The organism is Stenotrophomonas sp. B1-1 (genome assembly GCF_010894375.1).
GTDB lineage: Bacteria > Pseudomonadota > Gammaproteobacteria > Xanthomonadales > Xanthomonadaceae > Stenotrophomonas.
Window position 1 is genome coordinate 1 of the sequence record NZ_JAAIUZ010000025.1, and the last position, 21,796, is coordinate 21,796.

A 21,796-nucleotide genomic window follows, 5' to 3' on the forward strand; every position below is an offset into this window, starting at 1 on the left:
GCTGGAGGCCGCCTTCGACGCCGTGGCCGTCGCCGCGCCCGAACGCGAGCCCACCTGGGACGACCTGCCGGACGAAGTGATCTACGAAACCGGAGACACCGACGGTAGCGCCGGGCCACGCCCGGCGAGCGCAGCGGCGCCCGAACCCGCCGCCGCGCCGGCCGGCCCTGAGCCCACCTGGGACGACCTGCCGGACGAAGTGATCTACGAAACCGACAGCGCTGACAGCCACGCCCTGGCCCACATCGACAGCCCTGCCCTGCAGGCCGCGTTCGAAGCTGCGGCAGAAGGTGAAACGGTGGCCGTGCCTGCCCCCGCCACGGTGGCACCGGCGCTCCCGGCCGCCGCCGCGCCCGTCGCAGCCCCGGTCGCCCGCGCCGCTGTGGCGCCGCCGCCGCGCGTGGCAGTGAACGCCCCGGCCAGCGCCCGCCCGTCCAGCTGGCAGGAACTGCAATCGCAGGCCCAACAGCCGGCCAGCAGCCCGCACCCGCAGGCCCGCCGCGCCGGCGAACGCACCTCGCGCTGGCTGCGCCTGCGCTGCGGCGTGCAGGCCTACGCACTGGAACTGCTGAAGGTGCAGGAAGTGGTGCTTCCCGTGCCCCTGCTGCCCCTGCGCGGCACCGCCGCCGCCATGCTGGGCATCATGAACCTGCGCGGCCAGGTGGTGCCGGTGATGGACCTGGGCCTGCACCTGGGCACCACCACCGCCGAAGACGACGCGCAGACGCGCATCGTGGTGCTGGAAGAGAACGGCGAGATCCTGGGCCTGCGCGTGTCGGCCGTGGAAGACGTGGCCAACCTCACCGATTCTCAGATTGAACCGCCCGACACCGCGCGCATCTGCCAGATTTCCAACGACCTGTTCCGCGGCGTAGCCCGCATTGGCCAACGGCCGATGATCCTGCTGGACGCGACCCGTCTGTTGGGGTGAAGCCCATCCACGCATGGCGTGGATCTACCGAACCTCATCCACGCATGGCGTGGATCTACACGCCGGCATCGCCCGGGGCGATCAACACCCTGATCCCCCGGTAGATCCACGCCACGCGTGGATACCCCTCCCCCCGAAACAATCCTAAAGAACCCCGCCGGTGTGCCGTTATGGATCTCGGAACCGTTTGTCCGGAGCAATCATGAGCACTGTCGAACTGGGTGATGATCTCGGCATCGAGAGCAGCACCGAGCTCAAGAACCGCCTTTCGCCCCTGGTGGCGGAAGCAGGCGAGCTGACCCTGGACGCAAGCCAGGTCGGCCGCATCCACACCGCCAGCGTGCAGGTGCTGTGCGCCTTCGTGCAGGCCCGCCGCGAGGCCGGGCTGGACACCGGCTTCCACGGTTGCACCGCAACCTTCCGTGACGCCGCACGCCTGTTGGGCGTCACCCAGGCCCTGGGCCTGGACGTACCCCATGACAACCTGAAATCTGTGGAGAACGCTGCATGAGCGCACGTATCTTGGTGGTGGACGATTCGGCGTCGATGCGCCAGATGGTTTCCTTCGCCCTCACCTCGGCCGGTTTTTCCGTCGAAGAAGCCGAAGACGGCGCCGTGGCCCTGGGCCGCGCCAAGGGCCAGCGCTTCAACGCGGTGGTCACCGACGTCAACATGCCGAACATGGATGGCATCAGCCTGATCCGTGAACTGCGCCAGCTGCCGGACTACAAGTTCACCCCGATGCTGATGCTGACCACCGAATCGGCTGCGGACAAGAAGTCCGAAGGCAAGGCCGCCGGCGCCACCGGCTGGCTGGTCAAGCCGTTCAACCCCGAACAGCTGGTCGCCACCGTACAGAAGGTGCTGGGCTGATCGCCCGGCACTACTGAACCGCCCCTTCCCCACGTTTCCGGATTACCGCTGCCATGAGCATGGACCTGCAACGCTTCCACGCCACCTTCTTCGAGGAGAGCCGCGAAGGCCTCGACGCCATGGAGGCCGGGCTGCTTGCCCTGGAATCGGGGCAGCAGGATCCGGAAATCATCAATTCGGTGTTCCGTGCCGCCCACTCCATCAAGGGCGGCGCCGGCACCTTCGGCTTCGACACCATTGCCGGCCTGACCCACGTGCTGGAAACGCTGCTCGACGAGCTGCGTGCCGGCAAGCGGGCCCTGGAAGCCACGGCCGTGGACGCCATGCTGTCCTCGGTGGACGTGCTGCGTGCACTGCTGCGTGAAGCCGAACATGGCCAGGCCGCCGACCCGGCGTCGGTGGCCGCAGTAAAGGCACGCCTGGAAGCAGTGCTGTCCGGGCAGGCCGCGGCAAGCGCCCCGGTGGCAGCGGCCGCCCCGGTCGATGACACCCCCGAGGCCTGGAAGATCGGCTTCACCCCGGCGCCGTCGCTGTTCATGAGCGGCAACGACCCGCTGCGCATCATCCGCGAGCTGGAACACCTGGGCTCGCTGCAGGTGGCCGCACGCATGGATCGCCTGCCGGGCTTTGCCCAGCTGGATCCGCTGGAAGCCCACCTGGCGTGGGACCTGGGCCTGGTCGGCAAGGTGCCGCGCAGCAAGATCGAAGACACCTTCGCCTGGGTACTGGACGACTGCGAACTGGATATCCGACCGGCCGCGCCGCCCAGCCTGGCCACCCAGGCACCGCCGGCACCCGCCGCCACGGCGGCCGCTTCACCTGCACCTGCAGCCGCACCTGCTGCTGCCGCTGCAGCCACGCCGGCCGCTGCCGAAGCAGAGACCTCGATCCGCGTCAGCGTGGACAAGGTCGATGCCCTCATCAACCTGGTGGGCGAACTGGTCATCACCCAGGCCATGCTCAAGCAGGTGTCGCATGCGATTGATCCGGTGCATGCCGAGCGCCTTTTCGCCGGCCTGGACCAGCTTGAGCGCAATACCCGCGACCTGCAGGAAGCGGTGATCGGCGTGCGCATGCTGCCGGTGGACGCGGTGTTCCGCCGCTTCCCGCGCCTGGTGCGCGATCTGTCCAGCCGCCTGGGCAAGCAGGTGCGCCTGCGCACCATCGGCGAAGGTACCGAGCTGGACAAGGGCCTGATCGAAAAGATCGCCGACCCACTGGTCCACCTGGTGCGCAACTCCATCGACCACGGCCTGGAAATGCCCGACGTGCGTCGCGGCGCCGGCAAGGACGAGACCGGCACCATCACCCTGGCCGCTTCACACCAGGGTGGCCACATCGTCATCGAAGTCAGCGACGACGGCCGCGGCCTGAACCGCGACAAGATCCTGGCCAAGGCCCACGAGCGCGGCCTGAGCGTGCCGGACAACCCCACCGATTCGCAGGTCTGGGACCTGATCTTCCAGCCCGGCTTCTCCACCGCCGATGCAGTGACCGACCTGTCCGGCCGCGGCGTGGGCATGGACGTGGTCCGCCGCAACATCCAGGCGCTGGGTGGTGAAGTGCAGATCGAAAGCAGCCTGGGCAGCGGCACCCGCACGTTGATCCGCCTGCCGTTGACCCTGGCGATCCTGGACGGCATGACCGTGGCGGTGGCCGGCGAAACGCTGATCCTGCCGCTGGCCTACGTGCTGGAAGCGCTGCAGCCGCAGCCCGAAGACATCCGCAGCATGGCCGGCGAAGGCCGCGTGCTGCGCGTGCGCGGCGAATACCTGCCCATCCTGTCGCTCACCGAGTACTACGGCTACGGCAACCGTCGCGCCAACAGCGAATCGCTGGTGGTGGTGGTGGAAGGCGATGGCCAGAAAATCGCGCTGGAAGTGGACGAACTGGTCGGCCAGCAGCAGGTGGTGGTCAAGAACATCGAGAACAACTACCGCCGCATCGGTGGCGTATCGGGCGCCACCATCCTCGGCGATGGCCGCGTGGCCCTGATCGTGGACATCGGTGGCCTGGTGCGCTCGCTGCGCATGCCGCAGGCCGCCTGACCGCCGCCTACATCACCGTGCACCACCCAACCGCCGCCCACCTGGGCGGCGGTTCTGTTTCCGGGGCCAGACCCCCGGGGTCATATCCCTTTCGCAGAAAGGGCTCTGACCCCAGCACTGTGACACCGGTCGAACGCCTGGCTTCCCCCGCAACCATCCAATTTCCCCAAAGCCACCGCCCCACAAGGCCTGCAGGCGCCCATCCCTACGCCAGCGAATGTGACATCCGTCCATAAAGTCCCCGCACGCAGCGCCGCTATCTCGCTTTGACGGCTTTCACCGAACCCCCACCGGCACGACCGTTCCCTCCTGCAACCACCCCCTACGCCGCCGCACCCGCGCCGGCACCTGCCCATCCGGAGCACCCTGCATGAAGTGGTTCCACGATCTGCCCATCGCCCGCAAGCTGGCGGTGGGGTTCACCCTGACCACCCTGATGACCGTCATCCTGGGCGTGTTCGCCCTGGTGCGCCTGTCCGAAGCCAACGCGCAGCTGCGCGCCATGGCCACCAACGATATTCCGTCCGTGCAGTACCTGGGCGAAGTGCGCTCGCAGCTGGGCGAATTCCGCACCTACGAGCTGGCCCAGCTGAGCATGCTGGACAAGCCCGAAAAGGTGGCCGAGTACAACACGCGCATGGCCGACACCGCCAAGATCGTGCGCGAGCAGTTGGCCGCCTATGCCGCCCTGCCGTCGGGCGACAAGGAGCGCGCGCTGTACCAGCCGGTGCAGGCCGACGTGGATGCCTACTTCGCCGCCAACACAAAACTGCGTGACGCCGCCACCGCCGGTGACGCCGCGCTGGCCCAGCAGGTGTCCGACGAGCAGTCGCGCCCGCTGCGCCGCAAGGCCTTCGAAGACATGAAGGCGCTCAGCGCGTATCTCAGCTCGCAGATGCAGGGCAAGATCGACGCCGCCAACGCCACCCACCGCAACAGCCTGATCGCCATCATCAGCTGCATCGTGCTGCTGTCGCTGGTCGCCGCAGCCTTGGCCGTGGTCATCTCGCGCGCCGTCACCGGCCCGCTGGGCAAGGCCGTGCAGGCCATCCAGGCCGTCTCGCGCGGCGACCTGAGCGTAACCACCCAGGCCACCAGCAAGGACGAAGCCGGGCGCATGCTGGCCGCCACAAGCGAGATGACGGCCATGCTGCGGCGCTTCTCGGAACAGACCCAGCTGATGGCACAGATGCACGCCGGCCCGGATATCAGCCATCGCATTCCGGAAGATTTCCCCGGCGTGTACGGCCAGCTGGCCGGCGGCATCAACACCGTCATCTTCGAACACCTGGATGCCATCCGCGATGCCATCGACGTGCTGAACCAGTACGCCGCCGGCAACCTGACCGAAGATGCGCGCCGCCTGCCGGGCACCCGCGCCTTCCTGCACGAAGCCATGGATGCGGCCAAGTCCAGCCTGCTGGCCATCAACACGCAGATCCAGCAGCTGGCCAGCGCCGCCGCCGCGGGCGATTTCAGCCAGCGTGGCGACGCCAATCGCTTCGCGCATGACTTCCGCGCCATGATCGACAACCTGAACACCATGATGCAGGTGGCCGACGGCAACCTGGGCCAGTTGTCCACCCTGCTGCAGGCCATCGCCGAAGGCGACCTGACCGCACGCATGGACGGCCAGTTCAACGGCGTGTTCGCCCGCATGCGTGACGATGCCAACACCACCGTCGCCCAGCTGACCCAGATCGTCGGCCAGATCCAGGCCAGCACTTCCAGCATCACCCTGGCCGCCGGCGAGATCGCCTCGGGCAACAGCGACCTGTCGCGCCGTACCGAACAGCAGGCCGCCAACCTGGAAGAAACCGCCGCGTCGATGGAGGAACTGACCTCCACCGTTCGCCAGAACGCCGAACACGCCCGCCAGGCCAACCAGCTCGCCATCGGCGCTCACGGCGTTGCTTCGCAGGGCGGTGAAGTGGTCGGCCAGGTGGTCACCACCATGTCGGCCATCGAAGCGTCGTCGAAGAAGATCGCCGAGATCATCAGCGTCATCGATGGCATCGCCTTCCAGACCAACATCCTGGCGCTGAACGCTGCGGTGGAAGCGGCGCGTGCCGGCGAACAGGGCCGTGGTTTCGCCGTGGTCGCCAGCGAAGTGCGCACCCTCGCCCAGCGCTCGGCTGCCGCCGCCAAGGAGATCAAGGGCCTGATCGACGATTCGGTCGGCAAGGTCAACGAAGGCTCAGCGCTGGTGCACCAGGCGGGTGCGACCATGGGCGAGATCGTCGCCTCGGTGCAGCGCGTGACCGACATCATGGCCGAGATTTCCGCCGCTTCGCAGGAACAAAGCGCCGGCATCGAGCAGGTCAACCAGACCGTGGTGCAGATGGACGAAACCACTCAGCAGAACGCCGCGCTGGTGGAAGAAGCCACCGCTGCCGCACGCGCCATGGAAGACCAGGCCGCGCAGCTGGGTGAAGCGGTGGCACGCTTCCGCCTTGCCACCCCGGGCCTGTCCAGCGCACCGGTCCGTGTCACGGCGCCGGCGGTGTCTGCGCCGCGCAAGGCGGTCAGCGCACCGGTCGTGGCCGCGCCGCGTGCGCGCAAGGCGGCACCGCAGCCGGCCCTGGCCGGTGAAGGTGATTGGCAGGAGTTCTGAGGGCTGGCGCCGGGGTTTGCCCGGCGCCGGTGTTGTAGAGCCGAGCCATGCTCGGCTTCCCCGTGGAAAAGGCGCCGGGCAATCCCCGGCGCCGCGATGCGATCACCCTTCAGCTTCACGCCATACCGGCCGCTAACGAACTACGGCCCAACGCGTGCACGCCCATGTCCGCCCGCCCCACCGCCCCTGCGAAACCGGTTCGAGACTGGCGCCCGCTGGCCGGGGTGCTGCTGCTTTCGCTGTGGCTGGGCTGGACCCTGCCCCTGCTGTGGACGCAATCGCGCGCCGCGGCCCCTGAACCCGCCCGCTGGCGTGCCACCGATCTGCTGGCGCAGCTGCCGCATGATCTGGTGGCCGCCAGCGCCCAGCACCCCCTGTTGTTGCGCCTGCCCGACCGCTGCCCCTGCGATGGGCACGATGTACTGCCCAGCGGCAGCGCGGTGCAGACCAGCGCCCTGGCCCTGCCGTTCGATTGGCTGGTCCTGCACCAGCAGCAACTGGTCTATGCCGGCCCCGCCCGGCTCGACCCCGGCTGCGGCGGCGTCGGCCCTGCGGCCGCGCGCCTGGTGAACCATCTGCTGGCACAGCCGCAGGCAGCCGTGATCCTCGCCACCCCATGCCCATGCCTCAAGGAATAGTGCATGCACGCATCCCCTGCCCCCCAGGCAACGCCCGTCCGCGCCGGATCGCTGCCCTTCCTGCGCGCACTGTCCACCACCGCCGACCGCCTGTTCCTGGTCGTCACCGCCGGCCTGGTGCTGGCCTCGCTGGTGCTGGCCCTACGCAGTGGTGCCTGGGCGCCATGGCTGGGGGTCGCACTGCCGGCACTGCTGGTCACCACGCTGCAGGTCCACTGGCTGCCCGGCACCCGTCTCAGCCGCTGCACCGTGGCCCTGGCCTGGATGGTGCTGTCGGCCACGCTCATCCACCAGACCCACGGGCAGCTGGAAACGCACTTCACGGTGATCGTGCTGATCGCGCTGCTGCTGTACTACCGCGACTGGCTGCCGATCGTGGTGGCCGCCGGCGCCATTGCCGTCCATCACGTGCTGTTCTACGCACTGCAGGTGCAAGGCCTGCCCTACCCGGTGTTTGCGGCCGGCAGCGGGCTGGGCACCCTCGCCCTGCACGCCCTGTACGTAGTGGTTGAAGCCGGCCTGCTCAGCCTGATGGCCGTGCAGATGCGCCGTCAGTTGCTGCTGCTGGGCCACGACCCGCAGCAGCTGGCACAGCTGGCGCGCGGCCTGGCCGAAGACCAGCCGGTGCCCGAGCACCTGCAGAACGCCCGTTTCCCGCCGGATTCTCTGGCGGCGGCACTGGTGCAGACCGGTGACCGCCTGCTGCAGCGGCGCGACAGCGAGCAGCAGACCACGCGCGAATCGCTGCGCATCCGCACCGCGCTGGACGATGTCACCACCCACGTGATGATCGCCGACCGCGACCGCAACATCGTGTTCGTGAACCGTCCGCTGCAGCACATGCTGGCCGCGGCCGAAGCGGACCTGCGCCGCGACCTGCCGCAGTTCAGCGCCACCGACCTGATCGGCCGCAGCATCGACATCTTCCATCGCAATCCCGCCCACCAGGCCCGGCTGCTGGACACGCTGACCGGCACCTGGCGCGCGCAGATCCGCGTCGGCGGCCGCAGCATGCGCCTGATCATCAATCCGATCATCGGCGACGACGGCCAGCGCCAAGGCTTCGTGGTGGAATGGGCCGACCGCACCAGCGAACTGCAGGTGGAAGAAGAGCTGGGGCGTATCGTTGAAGCGGCCGCCCAGGGCGACTTCAGCCAGCGCGTGGGCACTGCGGACAAGGACGGCTTCTTCCTGCAGCTGGCGCAGCGCCTGAACAGCCTGCTGGACGCCAACGCGTACAGCATCGAGCAGATCTCGCAGCTGCTGGCGGCGCTGTCGCGCGGCGATCTGACCGCGCACATGCAGGGCGATTTCCACGGTGTGTACGCCCGCATCCGCGATGATGCCAACACCACCATCGCCCAGCTCACCGCCATCGTCGGCAGCATCCAGACCGCCTCGGGCAGCCTGACCGGTGCCGCCGCCGACCTGGCCCGCGGCAACGACCACCTGGCCGACCGCACCGAACAGCAGGCGGCCAGCCTGGAAGAGACCGCCGCCACGATGGAGGAGCTGACTGCCACCGTGCGCCAGAATGCCGAGCACGCACGCCAGGCCAACCAGCTGGCCAGCGGCGCCGCCGCCGTCGCCCACCAGGGCGGCGACGTGGTGGGCCAGGTGGTCAGCACCATGGGCGCGATCCAGGCCGCATCACGAAAGATCGGCGACATCATCTCGGTCATCGATGGCATCGCCTTCCAGACCAACATCCTGGCCCTGAATGCCGCCGTGGAAGCGGCGCGTGCCGGCGAACAGGGCCGTGGCTTTGCGGTGGTGGCCAGCGAGGTGCGTACCCTGGCCCAGCGCTCGGCAGCGGCGGCCAAGGAGATCAAGGGCCTGATCGACGATTCGGTTGGCAAGGTCGACGAAGGCTCCACCCTGGTGCGGCGCGCGGGCGACACCATGGGCGAGATCGTCGCCTCGGTGCAGCGGGTGACCGACATCATGGGCGAGATTTCGGCCGCCTCGCAGGAACAGAGCGCCGGCATCGAACAGGTGAACCAGAGCATCGCGCAGATGGATGCCAACACCCGTCAGAACGCCACGCTGGTGGAAGCTTCGGCCCACGCCACCCAGGGCATGGGTGAGCAGGCAACCGTGCTGGCGCAGGCGGTGGCGCGCTTCCATCTGGACAACGGCCGCCACCTGCGCAGCGTCGAACGCGGGCCACGGCCGGTGTCCCGCCTGCCCGGCTGAGCACCGCATGGGGCTTGTCGGGCTACATATTTCCGGCGCGCGGTCGATAACCCCAGTAAGCCGCGCGCCAACACGCGCTGGCGCCCGCCCCAGACCCAAGATTCCATGTCCGACGGCCACGACATTGCATTGAGTGACACCCACGCGGCCGACGCCGCCGACGAGCGGTTCCTGGTTCGCAACCCCCGCCAGCTGCGCCAGTTGCTGCGCTCGCTGATCGACCAGCGTTCCCTTATCAACGCCCATATCGACGGGCGCGATCGCTCCTTCCCCACGGCCCTGCTCGACCTCGACGAGGACGAGGACACCCTGCTGCTGGACGGCAGTCCGCAGGAGGCGTCCAACCGCGCCGCCGAACAGGCCGACCACCTGCTGTGCTTCGCCCAGCTGGAACGGGTGCTGGTGCGGTTCCGGCTGCAGGCCCTGGAGCGCGTGGACAACGATGGCCACGTTGCCTTCCGCGCCCACCTGCCCGAGGAGCTGGTGCATCTGCAGCGCCGCGAACTGTACCGCCTGGAAACCCCCATCACCGACTCGCCGCAGCTGAGCCTGGCCGCCGGTGAAGCCGGTGCCGACGCACTGTCGATGCGCGTGGTGGATATCAGCGGCGGCGGCCTGGCAATCACCGTGCCCAGCGACTGTGCGCTGTTCACCCTGCAGAAGCGCTACGCCGCCACCCTGTCCATGCCCGACGGCCCGGACCTGCCGATCAGCCTGGTGGTCTGCAACATGCTGCCGCAGCGCCAGCCCAACGGCATCGAAGTGAAGCGGATCGGCATGCGCTTCGACGACCTGCCGCGCGGCGGCGACAGCGCCATCCAGCGCTACATCTTCCGCATCGACCGCCAGCGCAAGGCGCGCCAGAACGGCGAGCTGTAGCGCCGCAGGGGTGCGGTAGCGCCGGGCATGGCCCGGCGCTACCGATGCTCCCACGCCATGCGTGGATGCCGCGAACCCCACCTAAAGTCCCCCGCCGCGGGGCCGATATCGAGGCTGACACCGGGACTACCGGCCGAACCAGGACCCTCGATGAACGACAAGACCAGCTCCACCGCCAGCGCCGGTGGCGAATTCCTCAGCTTCACCCTCGGCGCCGAGCACTACGGCGTTGACATCCTCAAGGTGCAGGAAATCCGCGGCTACGACGCGGTCACCCGCGTGCCCGACGCGCCGGATTACATCAAGGGCGTGATCAACCTGCGCGGCACCATCGTGCCGGTCATCGACCTGCGCCTGAAGCTGCGCCTGGAGAACGCGCGCTACGACGCCTTCACCGTGATGATCGTGCTGAACGTGGAAGACCGCGTGGTCGGCATCGTGGTGGACAGCGTCTCCGACGTCATTCCGCTGGCCGCCGAGCAGATCCGCCCGACCCCGGAATTCGGCGCCGCCGTGGACACCCGCTTCATTTCCGGCATCGGCACCCAGGACGACCGCATGCTCATCCTGCTGGACATCGAAACCCTGCTCGACAGCGCCGACATGGGCCAGGCGGCCCTGCTGGAAGACGCTGCCGCCTGAGCAGGCGGACTTTTTTCACACTTCGACAAAGGTCCCCTTCAGTTCCCCGTCAGCTTGCCGATAGGGGGACAGAAGCCGGGTGCGCAGGAGCGCATCAGCCCGGATCGACTGTCCACACCATCCCCGGAGAATCACCTCGATGAAGTCCCTGCTTGTGTTCGTTTCGGCTGCCCTGCTGGCCACCACTGCTGCTTCTGCCTTCGCCCAGTCGGCCGATATGATTCCGCCGGAACTGGCCCCGCGCCAGGTCGGCAAGGACGGCATGGTCTGCGGCAAGGTGGAAAAGGCCCGCTTCGCCGAAGGTTCCGAAGGCCAGCCGACCTTCCTGTACATGGGCGGCGCCTTCCCGCGCCACACCTTCTCGGCGCGCATCGCCGGCGAGAACCGCGGCAAGTTCAACTTCCCGCTGGAATCGCTGGAAGGCAAGACCGTCTGCGTGATCGGCAAGATCCAGCGCGACGCCTCGCGCGCTGAAATCGAAGTCAGCTCGCCGTCCAGCCTGAAGCTGGCCAACATCAAGTAATCCGCTGTCCGTCCTGCCACGCCGGCCGCCGGTCGGCGTGGTTGCTGCAAGCGGGCCCGATGCCCGCGCGCGTCTGCCTATGGAGATCGCAACGCCCATGCCGTGGATCAACAATCTGAAACTGATGCCGAAGCTGATGCTGACCTTCGGTGTCCTCCTGCTGGTGATGCTGCTGCAGGGCATCGTCGCCTATCGCGGCCTGCACTCGCTCAACAATGTCACCACCGAGCTGGCCGGCTCGCGCATGGAGAGCATCCGCCTGGCCGGCGAGATGCGCGGCATGATCGGCGAAATCCGCAACTCCGAATACCAGCAGCTGGTACGCGCCAGCGCCGAAGTGAAGGCCGATGCCCATGCGCGCGTGGCCGAGCTGCGCACCAACCTGGACAAGGCGATCAAGACCTATCCGGGGCTGATCGACAACCCGCAGCAGAAGAAGCTGTTCGAAACGTTCGCCAACGACTGGAAGGACGCCCTGACGTCCTACGACAGCGTGTCTGAAATGCTCGAACTGGACCTGCCGGACGACGCCATCGATACCTTCGTCGGCGAAACCCGCACCAAGCACCGCAAGGCCACCGCCTCGCTGGAAGCGCTGATTGCCGAAGACAACCGTCTGGCCCGCGCCGCCCGCGAAGAGGCATCGAGCACCTACTCGGCCTCGGCCGTGCTGACCGTCGTCGCCCTGCTGGGTGGCGCCGCACTGGGCCTGGTCCTGGTCTGGCTGTTTGCCCGTGCCCTGGTGGGCAGCGTGCGCGGTGCCGTCTCGGTCGCCAACGACGTGGCCGGCGGCAAGCTGGACGGCCATATCGATGTCAGCCGCCAGGACGAAGTGGGCGAGCTGATGCAGGCCATGCAGCGCATGCAGCGCGACCTGCGCGAGCGCATCGAGACCGATGCCGCCGTGGCCCGCGAGAACCTGCGTATCCGTACCGCCCTGGATTACAGCTCCACCGGCGTGTACCTGACCGACCCGAACAACACCATCGTCTACAGCAACCGCGCCCTGCAGCAGACGCTGTCGCAGTACCAGGACGAGCTGCGCCGCGACCTGCCCGACTTCGATGCCCAGGCCTCGCTGATCGGCAAGCCTGTGACCGTGCTGGAACACCGCGGCGAAATGGACCACACCCTGCTGGCCAACCTGAAGCAGCACGGCGTGGCCCGTCGCCCGATGCAGTACGGCGATGCGCAGTTCGCCCAGGTGGTGTCGACCATCCGCAACGAAGACGGCGACACCGTCGGCTACGTGGTGGAATGGCGTGACCGCACCCAGGAATCGCAGGTGGAAGCCGAAGTGGCGCGCGTGATCGCCCAGGCCGCCGCCGGCGACCTGTCCGGCCGCATCGACGCCGACGGCAAGGAAGGTTTCTTCCTGCAGCTGGCCCAGCAGATTAACGGCCTGCTGGACGCCAACGCCGGCAGCATCGAGCAGATTTCCGGCCTGCTGGCTGCTCTGTCGCAGGGTGACCTGACCGTGCGCATGCACGGCGACTACCAGGGCGTGTTCGCCCGCATGCGTGACGACGCCAACGCCACCGCCGCGCAGCTGAGCGAGATCGTCACCCGCATCAAGCAGTCCAGCCGTGCGATCAGCTCGGCCGCCGGCGAAATCGCCTCGGGCAACAGCGACCTGTCGCGCCGTACCGAACAGCAGGCCGCCAACCTGGAAGAAACCGCTGCATCGATGGAGGAACTGACCTCCACCGTGCGCCAGAACGCCGAACACGCACGCCAGGCCAACCAGCTGGCCATCGGTGCACACGGCGTTGCCTCGCAGGGCGGCGAAGTGGTCGGCCAGGTGGTCACCACCATGTCGGCCATCGAAGCCTCGTCGAAGAAGATTGCCGAAATCATCAGCGTCATCGATGGCATCGCCTTCCAGACCAACATCCTGGCGCTGAACGCTGCGGTGGAAGCCGCCCGTGCCGGCGAACAGGGCCGTGGCTTTGCCGTGGTCGCCAGCGAAGTGCGCACCCTGGCCCAGCGCTCGGCCGCTGCCGCCAAGGAGATCAAGGGTCTGATCGATGATTCGGTCGGCAAGGTCAACGACGGCTCGGCCCTGGTCCACAAGGCCGGCGCCACCATGGGCGAGATCGTCGCCTCGGTGCAGCGCGTGACCGACATCATGGCCGAGATTTCCGCCGCTTCGCAGGAGCAGAGCGCCGGCATCGAACAGGTCAACCAGACCGTGGTGCAGATGGACGAAACCACCCAGCAGAATGCTGCGCTGGTGGAAGAAGCCACCGCTGCCGCCCGTGCCATGGAAGAACAGGCCGGCCACCTGAGCGAAGCCGTGTCGATCTTCGTGCTGGACGAAGCCGAAGCCGTGGCCGCCCCGCGCGCCCCGGCACCGCGTGCAGCAGCGCCGGCCGCACCGGTTGCAGCCGCTGCACCGGCCCGTCGCAGCACCGGCGGTCGCCCAATGGCCACCGAACTGGCCGACGGCGACTGGCAGGAGTTCTGATCCCTGCCGGGGTCGGATCCCTTTTCCAAAGGAGAAGGGCTCTGACCCGCGCTTTCCCAAGACGCCCTGGCACGTGCCGGGGCGTTTCCGTTTCCGGGGTTTCCATAGATCCAGCCAACGGCGAAGCCCCTCGGGGTGGACGCTCTCGTGCTGGGTTTCGTGGGGTGGCCGGGTGGGTGGGCCGCGCAGGGGACGCTGCAAGTACGTCCTTGTAAGCTCGTAGGCGCCATCCATGGCGCCTGCGCCCCTGCGCAACCCACCCACCCGGCCTCGGACAGTTCCCCGCGCGTCCACCCCGGATTGAAGAAAGAAGAGCAACAGCAACAGCTGCACGCCGCGAGGCTTCTGCGGGGTCAGAGCCCTTTTCCAAAGGAAAAGGGCTCTGACCCCACTCACCCTGCATCCCGCCCCGGGGTCGGATCCCTTTTCCAAAGGAAAAGGGCTCTGACCCCTAGCCTTCCCAAGACGCCCTGGCACGTGCCGGGGCGTTTTCGTTTCCGGGGTATCCGTAGATCCAGCCAACGGCGAAGCCCCTCGGGGTGGACGCGCTTCTGCCGGGTTCCGTTGGGTGGCCGGGTGGGTGGGCCGCGCAGGGGACGCTGCAAGTACGTCCTTGTAAGCTCGTAGGCGCCATCCATGGCGCCTGCGCCCCTGCGCAACCCACCCACCCGGCCCCGGACAGTTCCCCGCGCGTCCACCCCGGATTGAAGAAGGAAGAGCAAGAGCAACAGCTGCACGCCGCGAGGCTTCTGCGGGGTCAGATCCCTTTTCCGCTGGAAAAGGGATCTGACCCCACTCACCCTGCATCCCGCCCCAGGGGTCGGATCCCTTTTCTAACGGAAAAGGGCTCTGACCCCAATTCCCCGCCCGATAGAAACAACGCTCTTGCCGTCCGCCGACGCGATGCATGAAGAGGCGGGCCGGGGTGGGCAGGCAGGACCGCAGGCGCCAAGGGCCCGAGGCATGCCTCGGGCGGGTTGGGCAGGACGCCCAACCCCGGTCTTGCCGTGTGCGCAGGAAAGCGCACACGAGCAAGGCGCCTACGAGCCCCCATGGGTGAGGGCGCTTTGCTTGCGAAGCACTGCTTCGCAAGCGCCCGAACGCGCAGCCGCCAGCGGCTGGGCCGGACCCCGGAGGGGGGTTAACGGCGTGTCCTGCCTGCCCACCCCGACCCGCCTCCCCCAAAGCAACAAACATCCGACCGACCGCTGTTGCTTTTGCTGTTGCTTCGGCTGTTGCTTCAAACGCCTGCTGCAAGCAGCGCCGCAGCCGCCGCTGCAAGGGAACCTGAATGCGCTCATAGCGCCACCCTCAAATCTCCCCGCCCCCGGCCGATAACCGTTCTGTCACGGCCGGTCGCGCCGTCACCGGTACTGGCGCCGCCCGCCCGTCTCGACCTGGTCCCGCTTCATGAACCTCCTGCATCGCTGGCAACACTACTTCAGCAACCTTTCCGTCCGGCGCAAGCTCAACCTGCTCACGCTGATGATCGCGATCGGCGTGATCGCGCTGTCGGTGATCGCCGCCCGCATGCAGTACCTGGACCTGACCGAAACGCGCAAGGACACCCTGCGCACCCAGGTCGAACTGACCTACGGCGTGCTGGACCACTACAAGCGCCTGGCCGGCACCGGCGAACTGACCGAAGAGGCCGCCAAGGCCGCCGCGCTGCAGGCGCTGGAAGTCATGCGCGCCAACAACGATGCCGACTACTACAACGTGCTGGACACCCAGTACCGCGTGCTGATGCACCCGTTCGCGCCCAAGCGCGTAGGCACCGTGCAGAAGGATTACACCTCCGATGACGGCGTGCCGATCTACTACCTGCAGGTCGGCATGGCCCGCCTCGGCGGCGGCTACACCTACTACCAGACCACCAAGCCCGGCAAGGAAGGCCTGATCGACAAGATCACCTACGCCGGCATGTACGAACCCTGGAAGTGGGTGGTCACCACCGGCGTCTACATGGACGACGTGCAGAGCGACGCCTGGGCCTTCACCGGCATCATGGCGCTGTCCGGTGGCCTGATGGTGCTGATCGTGCTGGGCCTGAGCTGGATCATCGGCAACCGCATCGCCGTACCGCTGAAGCAGGCCACCGCGGTGGCCGAAGGCATTGCGCGCGGCAAGCTGGACAGCCATATCGGCCCGCAGCCGCACGACGAACCGGGCCGCCTGCTCGAATCGATGTCGCGCATGCAGCAGCAGCTGCACGCGGTCATCACCGCCCAGCGCGAAATGGCCCGCCGCCACGATGGCGGTGAACTCAGCTACCGCATCGACGCCGCCGCCTTCCCCGGCGAATACGGCCTGATGGTGCAGGAAACCAACACCCTGGTCGGCAGCCACGTGCAGACCCTGCACGATGTGCTGGACGTGGTGCAGCAGTACGCCGTGGGCGACCTCAGCCGCGACGTGGCGCGCTACCCCGGCGAAAAGGCCGCCATGACCACCACCGTCGATACGGTCAAGGCCAACCTGGGTCGCATCAACGCCGAAATCAAGCAGTTGGCCGCCGCCGCCGCCGCCGGTGATTTCAGCCAGCGTGGCGATGCCCAGCGCTTCAATCACGATTTCCGCGTGATGCTGGAAAACCTCAACGCCATGATGGCGGTCAGCGATGACAACCTGGGCAAGCTCTCGCAGCTGCTGTCGGCCATCGCCGAAGGCGACCTGACCACCCGCATGCACGGTGACTACCAGGGCGTGTTCGCCCGCATGCGCGACGATGCAAACAGCACCGTCGCGCAGCTGACCCAGATCGTCGGCCAGATCCAGGCCAGCACCTCCAGCATCACCCTGGCCGCCGGCGAAATCGCCTCGGGCAACAGCGATCTCTCGCGCCGCACCGAACAGCAGGCTGCCAACCTGGAAGAAACCGCTGCGTCGATGGAGGAACTGACCTCCACCGTGCGCCAGAACGCCGAACACGCCCGCCAGGCCAACCAGCTGGCCATCGGCGCGCACGGCGTGGCCTCGCAGGGCGGCGAAGTGGTCGGCCAGGTGGTCACCACCATGTCGGCCATCGAAGCGTCTTCGAAGAAGATCGCCGAGATCATCAGCGTGATCGATGGCATCGCCTTCCAGACCAACATCCTGGCCCTGAACGCTGCGGTGGAAGCCGCGCGTGCCGGCGAGCAGGGCCGTGGCTTTGCCGTGGTCGCCAGCGAAGTGCGTACCCTGGCGCAGCGCTCGGCTGCAGCGGCCAAGGAGATCAAGGGCCTGATCGACGACTCGGTCGGCAAGGTCAACGAAGGTTCGGCACTGGTCCACCAGGCCGGCGCCACCATGGGCGAGATCGTCGCCTCGGTGCAGCGCGTGACCGACATCATGGCCGAGATCTCCGCGGCGTCGCAGGAGCAGAGCGCCGGCATCGAGCAGGTCAACCAGACCGTGGTGCAGATGGACGAAACCACCCAGCAGAATGCCGCGCTGGTGGAAGAAGCCACCGCTGCCGCACGCGCCATGGAAGACCAGGCCGCGCAGCTGGCCGATGCAGTGGCCATCTTCCGCCTGGACAACCAGGTGTCGGCGGCGGTGAAGGCCGTGGCCGCCCGCGTCGCCCCGCCCGCGCACGCCATCGTGCGCGCCCCTGCCCGCCCGCAGGCCGTGCGCACCGCGGCACCGCGCACGCCTTCCAGCCCGGTCGCTTCCAGCGACGGTGACTGGCAGGAATTCTGATCCCCCGCGGCGGCTTCGGCCGCCGCCCACCCGATGGACACCTCCCCCGTGCAGAGCCCAACCCCCATCGTGACCGGCCCCCGCGAATTCGAGTTCGCCGACCGTGATTTCCGCCGCGTCTGCGACCTGATCTACCAGCGCGTAGGCATCGCCCTGGCCCCCGCCAAGCGGGACATGGTCTACGGGCGCTTGTCGCGGCGCCTGCGCGCACTGGGCATGCGCAGCTTCCAGCAGTACCTGGACCATCTGGAACAGGGCGAAGGCGAGGAATGGCAGGCGTTCACCAACGCGCTCACCACCAACCTCACCTCGTTCTTCCGCGAGCCGCACCACTTCGACAAGCTGCGCGAAGAACTGCAGAAGCGCACCGGCCGCGGACCGCTGCTGCTGTGGTCTTGCGCAGCGTCCACCGGTGAAGAGCCCTACTCCATGGCCATCACCGCGTGCGAGGCCTTCGGTACGCTGAAGCCGCCGGTGCGCATCATCGCCACCGACGTGGACACCCAGGTGCTGGCCACCGCCGGCCGCGGCGTCTACAACATCGACCGCGTGGCCAGCCTGGACCCGGACCTGCGCCGCCGGTACTTCCAGCGCGGCAGCGGCCCCAACGAAGGCCAGTGCCGCGTGCTGCCGGCCCTGCGCGAGCTGATCGAATACCGCCCGCTCAACCTGCTGGCACCGCGCTACGACGTGGGCGGTCCGTTCGACGCATTGTTCTGCCGCAACGTGATGATCTACTTCGACAAGCCGACCCAGCGCGCCATCCTGGGCCGGCTGGTGAACCATCTCGCTGACGATGGCCTGCTCTACACCGGGCATTCGGAAAACTATCTGCACGCGGCCGACCTGATCCAGCCGTGTGGCCGCACGCTGTACCGACGCGCACAGGGAGCCGGCGCATGAATGCATCTCTGCGCACCGACGATGTGATGCGCTACCAGGACGCACGCTTCAAGACCGTGGCGGCCAAGCTGCTGCCCACCCAGTACCTGGTGGTGGACGACACCACCGCGCTGACCACCACGCTGGGTTCCTGCGTTGCCGCCTGCCTGCGCGATCCGGTGTTGAAGATCGGCGGCATGAACCACTTCCTGCTGCCCGAAGGCAACGCCGGCGATGGCGCCCCCGCGCGCTATGGCAGCTACGCCATGGAACTGCTGATCAACGACATGCTCAAGCGCGGCGCCCACCGCAAGCGCATCGAGGCCAAGGTGTTCGGCGGCGCCAACGTGCTGAAAGGCTTTACCAGCAACCCGGTCGGCACCCGCAACGCCGAGTTCGTGCGCCAGTACCTGCAGGCCGAACACATTCCGATCATTGCCGAAGACCTGTGCGGCATCCATCCGCGCAAGATCTGGTTCTTCGCCGATACCGGCCGCGTGGTGGTGCAACGCCTGCCGCACGCGCACGAGGCCGAAGTGGCCGCCACCGAATCGGCCGTGCGTGCCCGCCTGTCCAAGGCCCCGGTCACCGGCGGCGTGGAGCTGTTCGAATGAACGCGCCCGGCAACGCCCCCTGCCGGGTACTGATCGTCGACGACTCTGCCGTGGTCCGGCAGATGCTCACCGAAATCCTGTCCAGCGATCCGGGCATCGACGTGGTCGGCACCGCCGCCGACCCGCTGCTGGCGCGCGAGAAGATCAAGCGCCTGGCCCCGGATGTGATCACCCTGGACGTGGAAATGCCACGCATGGACGGCCTGGCGTTCCTGGAAAACCTGATGCGCCTGCATCCGTTGCCGGTGGTGATGATTTCCTCGCTGACCGAGCGCGGCGCGGACACCACGCTGCAGGCGCTTGCACTGGGCGCGGTGGATTTCGTTTCCAAACCCAAGCTTGACGTGGCGCGTGGGCTGCAGGGCTACGCCGAGGAGATCATCGGCAAGGTCAAGATGGCCGCGCGCTCGCGGGTGCGACCGCTGGTGCGTGCGGCGGCGCCGAAGGTGCTGCTGGACGCGGCACCGTCGCTGCGCCCGGCCGCACCGCAGTTCCGCACCACCGACCGGCTGATTGCCATCGGCTCCTCGGCCGGCGGCACCGAGGCGCTGCGCGTGGTGCTGGAAGGCATGCCCGCCGATGCCCCGGCCGTGGTGATGACCCAGCATCTGCCGGCCAGCTTCAGCACCGCCTTCGCCGAACGCCTGGACCGCCATTCGGCCATGGCCGTGCGCGAGGCCAGCGATGGCGAAGCCGTGCTGCCAGGCCACGCCTACCTGCCGCCGGGCGGCAAGCACCTGCGCATCATCCGCGACGGTGCCCGCTGGCGCTGCCGCATCGACGACGGCCCGGCGGTGAACCGGCACAAGCCGGCCGTGGATGTGCTGTTCCGCTCGGTCGCGCAGAGCGCCGGTGGCAATGCCATCGGCGCCATCCTCACCGGCATGGGCGACGACGGCGCGCGCGGCCTGCTGGAAATGCGCCAGGCCGGCGCGCCCACGCTGGTGCAGGACGAGGCCACCAGCGTGGTCTGGGGCATGCCCGGTGCCGCGTTCAAGTTGGGCGCCGCCGAAGAGCAGGTGCCGCTGGAGCGTATCGCCGAGCGCCTGCTGGCGCTGGCCCGCGGCTGACCGCGCAAGCGCCTTCCCCCTCACAATGCAACGTCATCCACAGGCGGCCCGCCCAGGGCCGCCTGTGCTGTTCCACTTTCAAGGAGTTTCACCATGGCATTACGCCTGATTCCACTGCGCGGCGCGCTTGCCGCCACCTGCCTGCTGCCGATGCTCGCCAGCGGCACCGGTCGAACCGATGCTCCGCCAGCGGCACCCACACTGCCCCCCGCAGGCTGGACAGAGCACGTGGCGATCAGCGCCGGCGCCGGTCAGCACATCCACGATCACCACCCGGACGTCGTACTGCGCATCGTCACCCCCGAAGATGGCGAGCGCATCACCGGCGCGGCCAAGGCCGGGCAGTTTGTACGCCAGGTCTTCGGCGCCAGCTCCACTACCCGGCTGGATCCCAAGCATCTGCGCGGGACCGACGTCCAGGCAGTACCCAGCCCAGCCATGGACCTCATGCCCAGCCTGTTCAATGACTGGCTGCAGCAGTACTTCACCCTGTTCCCCGGTGCGATTCCCCAGGGCCGCACGCTGTTGAAGGTAGAGGCGAATGAGTGGGCCCTGGTCTACCAGAAGCCCAAGGCAGGGCAACAGCTCTATCAGCTCAGCCACTTCACCCGCCTGCGCCTGCAGCAACCGGACGGCAGCACGGTGGACGCTGCGTACTGCAACGACCCCGGGCGCGAGGCCACGCTCGAACAATGGCAGGCCAATGACTACGCGCGATTGCGCGCCAGTGCCCGCGAACTGGCCGCTGCCTGCGTGCAGCGCTTTGTCAGCAAGCTGCCACAGTTCTTCCCGCAGCCGCTCCCCACCGCAGGCAGCGGTGACGGCACGGCACGCGTGCGGGTTTTCAACTCGGCAACAGAACGGGTCACCATGCTCGGCGATGCCTACTGCCTGGCCGACGGCAGCCGACGCTTCGATGACCCGCGTTGGCCAGCCGAAAGCAACGCCAATGCGCTGGACAGCGAGGCGGGCAACCTCAGCCTCGGCATCGCCGAAACCGAAACCCTGCGTAGCCTGAAGTCGCCGAAGTATCGCGAATATGCCGTGCAGGCCGGGCAGCCGTTGATCTTCGACGCGGACGTCCGCCACCGCGGCGCGTTCTGCACCGGCACGCTGGCTGTACAGATCGTGCCGGTCACCGGTGTGGATTACGAAGTGAAGATGGATATCGTCGGCCAGGTCTGCAGGTTGAACGTCCATAGCGTCGATGCCGAAGGTGTCCGGCTCGCAGTGCCAGCCCGGCGCGCGCCGGAGACGTGCACGCGTCCTGACGTGGACTACACCAACCTCACCACGAAGACCCCGCGCGAGCCGCTGGACGCCATGGGCGTCTTTCTGTTCACCGACAACGCGTTGCAGGTGCAACCCGCAGACAGGGACAGTCCACCGCTGCAGCTGGCCGACGGTCCTGCCGATGCTGCGCGACTGCAGACGCTGTTGCAGCAGATGGTGGCCACGCCGGGAACCCGCGCCTGCGTGATCGTGCCTGCGCAGGATCACGCCAGCCCATTGAACACGCTGCTGCGCGACTACGTGCTCGAGCGTGGGGCGGCATTGCCTGGCCTGTGGGAGGCCGCCGAGACGGTCAATCAGGCGCGCCACGCAGCCCCGGCAGCACCGCTGGATCTGCAGGCCGCCGTGCAGCACTGCCAGACCCTGCCCCGCCTGGACTTCCGCGTGCAGTAACCCATCGCCTGCGACGGTAGGGCTGGCCCAGGACTGACCGGACCGCAGCACC

Annotated in this window: 16 protein-coding genes; all 16 read left to right on the forward strand. The window is 67.9% G+C overall.

The annotated features are described in order from the left end of the window. Nucleotides 1-931: chemotaxis protein CheW (locus G4G00_RS22030; protein ID WP_164275394.1), on the forward strand; the 931-nt coding region annotated here is incomplete at its 5' end. Nucleotides 932-1,133: 202 nt separating this feature from the next. Further along, nucleotides 1,134-1,442 (forward strand): STAS domain-containing protein, encoded by a 309-nt coding sequence (locus G4G00_RS17675; protein ID WP_108749540.1) that lies wholly within the window; start codon nt 1,134-1,136, stop codon nt 1,440-1,442. Continuing rightward, complete coding sequence (locus tag G4G00_RS17680; RefSeq protein WP_038688521.1) at nt 1,439-1,804, forward strand: response regulator; 366 nt, start codon at nt 1,439-1,441, stop codon at nt 1,802-1,804. Before G4G00_RS17675 ends, G4G00_RS17680 begins: the two co-directional genes overlap by 4 nt. Before the next feature lie 53 nt (nt 1,805-1,857). After that, nucleotides 1,858-3,852 (forward strand): chemotaxis protein CheA, encoded by a 1,995-nt coding sequence (locus G4G00_RS17685; protein WP_164275397.1) that lies wholly within the window; start codon nt 1,858-1,860, stop codon nt 3,850-3,852. A gap of 370 nt (nt 3,853-4,222) precedes the next feature. Continuing rightward, nucleotides 4,223-6,466, forward strand: coding sequence for a methyl-accepting chemotaxis protein (locus G4G00_RS17690; RefSeq protein ID WP_164275400.1), 2,244 nt, complete (start codon nt 4,223-4,225; stop codon nt 6,464-6,466). 164 nt (nt 6,467-6,630) lie between these two features. Further along, nucleotides 6,631-7,104, forward strand: coding sequence for a hypothetical protein (locus tag G4G00_RS17695; RefSeq protein ID WP_159093959.1), 474 nt, complete (start codon nt 6,631-6,633; stop codon nt 7,102-7,104). A gap of 3 nt (nt 7,105-7,107) precedes the next feature. Beyond that, nucleotides 7,108-9,300 carry a methyl-accepting chemotaxis protein gene (locus tag G4G00_RS17700; RefSeq protein WP_164275402.1) on the forward strand — a complete coding sequence of 731 codons (2,193 nt, stop codon included), beginning with the start codon at nt 7,108-7,110 and terminating at the stop codon, nt 9,298-9,300. A gap of 105 nt (nt 9,301-9,405) precedes the next feature. After that, nucleotides 9,406-10,179 carry a flagellar brake protein gene (locus G4G00_RS17705; protein ID WP_108753014.1) on the forward strand — a complete coding sequence of 258 codons (774 nt, stop codon included), beginning with the start codon at nt 9,406-9,408 and terminating at the stop codon, nt 10,177-10,179. A 150-nt stretch (nt 10,180-10,329) separates the two neighbouring features. After that, a complete protein-coding gene (locus tag G4G00_RS17710) occupies nt 10,330-10,821 on the forward strand; it encodes a chemotaxis protein CheW (protein WP_108749534.1) in 492 nt (163 codons plus the stop codon). A 217-nt stretch (nt 10,822-11,038) separates the two neighbouring features. After that, nucleotides 11,039-11,344, forward strand: coding sequence for a hypothetical protein (locus G4G00_RS17715; protein ID WP_234412378.1), 306 nt, complete (start codon nt 11,039-11,041; stop codon nt 11,342-11,344). Nucleotides 11,345-11,441: 97 nt separating this feature from the next. Further along, complete coding sequence (locus G4G00_RS17720) at nt 11,442-13,811, forward strand: methyl-accepting chemotaxis protein (protein ID WP_164275405.1); 2,370 nt, start codon at nt 11,442-11,444, stop codon at nt 13,809-13,811. Nucleotides 13,812-15,221: 1,410 nt separating this feature from the next. Then, nucleotides 15,222-17,492 carry a methyl-accepting chemotaxis protein gene (locus tag G4G00_RS17725; protein WP_164275408.1) on the forward strand — a complete coding sequence of 757 codons (2,271 nt, stop codon included), beginning with the start codon at nt 15,222-15,224 and terminating at the stop codon, nt 17,490-17,492. Between the two features lie 33 nt (nt 17,493-17,525). Further along, nucleotides 17,526-18,395: a CheR family methyltransferase gene (locus tag G4G00_RS17730; RefSeq protein ID WP_108749530.1), complete on the forward strand. Its 870-nt coding sequence runs from the start codon at nt 17,526-17,528 to the stop codon at nt 18,393-18,395. Continuing rightward, complete coding sequence (cheD, locus tag G4G00_RS17735; RefSeq protein WP_079221788.1) at nt 18,392-18,988, forward strand: chemoreceptor glutamine deamidase CheD; 597 nt, start codon at nt 18,392-18,394, stop codon at nt 18,986-18,988. The genes G4G00_RS17730 and cheD overlap by 4 nt, the downstream gene beginning before the upstream one ends. Beyond that, nucleotides 18,985-20,058, forward strand: coding sequence for a chemotaxis response regulator protein-glutamate methylesterase (locus G4G00_RS17740; protein WP_108753011.1), 1,074 nt, complete (start codon nt 18,985-18,987; stop codon nt 20,056-20,058). The genes cheD and G4G00_RS17740 overlap by 4 nt, the downstream gene beginning before the upstream one ends. Before the next feature lie 93 nt (nt 20,059-20,151). Continuing rightward, complete coding sequence (locus G4G00_RS17745) at nt 20,152-21,744, forward strand: hypothetical protein (protein ID WP_164275411.1); 1,593 nt, start codon at nt 20,152-20,154, stop codon at nt 21,742-21,744. The last annotated feature ends 52 nt before the right edge of the window (nt 21,745-21,796 follow it).

Coding starts and splice junctions, on each gene's coding strand:
- G4G00_RS17695 (WP_159093959.1), top strand. CDS start 6,631: ATGTCCGCCCGCCCCACCGCCCCTGCGAAACCGGTTCGAGACTGGCGC.
- G4G00_RS17685 (WP_164275397.1), top strand. CDS start 1,858: ATGAGCATGGACCTGCAACGCTTCCACGCCACCTTCTTCGAGGAGAGC.
- G4G00_RS17725 (WP_164275408.1), top strand. CDS start 15,222: ATGAACCTCCTGCATCGCTGGCAACACTACTTCAGCAACCTTTCCGTC.
- G4G00_RS17700 (WP_164275402.1), top strand. CDS start 7,108: ATGCACGCATCCCCTGCCCCCCAGGCAACGCCCGTCCGCGCCGGATCG.
- G4G00_RS17690 (WP_164275400.1), top strand. CDS start 4,223: ATGAAGTGGTTCCACGATCTGCCCATCGCCCGCAAGCTGGCGGTGGGG.
- G4G00_RS17710 (WP_108749534.1), top strand. CDS start 10,330: ATGAACGACAAGACCAGCTCCACCGCCAGCGCCGGTGGCGAATTCCTC.
- G4G00_RS17705 (WP_108753014.1), top strand. CDS start 9,406: ATGTCCGACGGCCACGACATTGCATTGAGTGACACCCACGCGGCCGAC.
- G4G00_RS17740 (WP_108753011.1), top strand. CDS start 18,985: ATGAACGCGCCCGGCAACGCCCCCTGCCGGGTACTGATCGTCGACGAC.
- G4G00_RS17715 (WP_234412378.1), top strand. CDS start 11,039: ATGATTCCGCCGGAACTGGCCCCGCGCCAGGTCGGCAAGGACGGCATG.
- G4G00_RS17730 (WP_108749530.1), top strand. CDS start 17,526: ATGGACACCTCCCCCGTGCAGAGCCCAACCCCCATCGTGACCGGCCCC.
- G4G00_RS17675 (WP_108749540.1), top strand. CDS start 1,134: ATGAGCACTGTCGAACTGGGTGATGATCTCGGCATCGAGAGCAGCACC.
- cheD (WP_079221788.1), top strand. CDS start 18,392: ATGAATGCATCTCTGCGCACCGACGATGTGATGCGCTACCAGGACGCA.
- G4G00_RS17745 (WP_164275411.1), top strand. CDS start 20,152: ATGGCATTACGCCTGATTCCACTGCGCGGCGCGCTTGCCGCCACCTGC.
- G4G00_RS17680 (WP_038688521.1), top strand. CDS start 1,439: ATGAGCGCACGTATCTTGGTGGTGGACGATTCGGCGTCGATGCGCCAG.
- G4G00_RS17720 (WP_164275405.1), top strand. CDS start 11,442: ATGCCGTGGATCAACAATCTGAAACTGATGCCGAAGCTGATGCTGACC.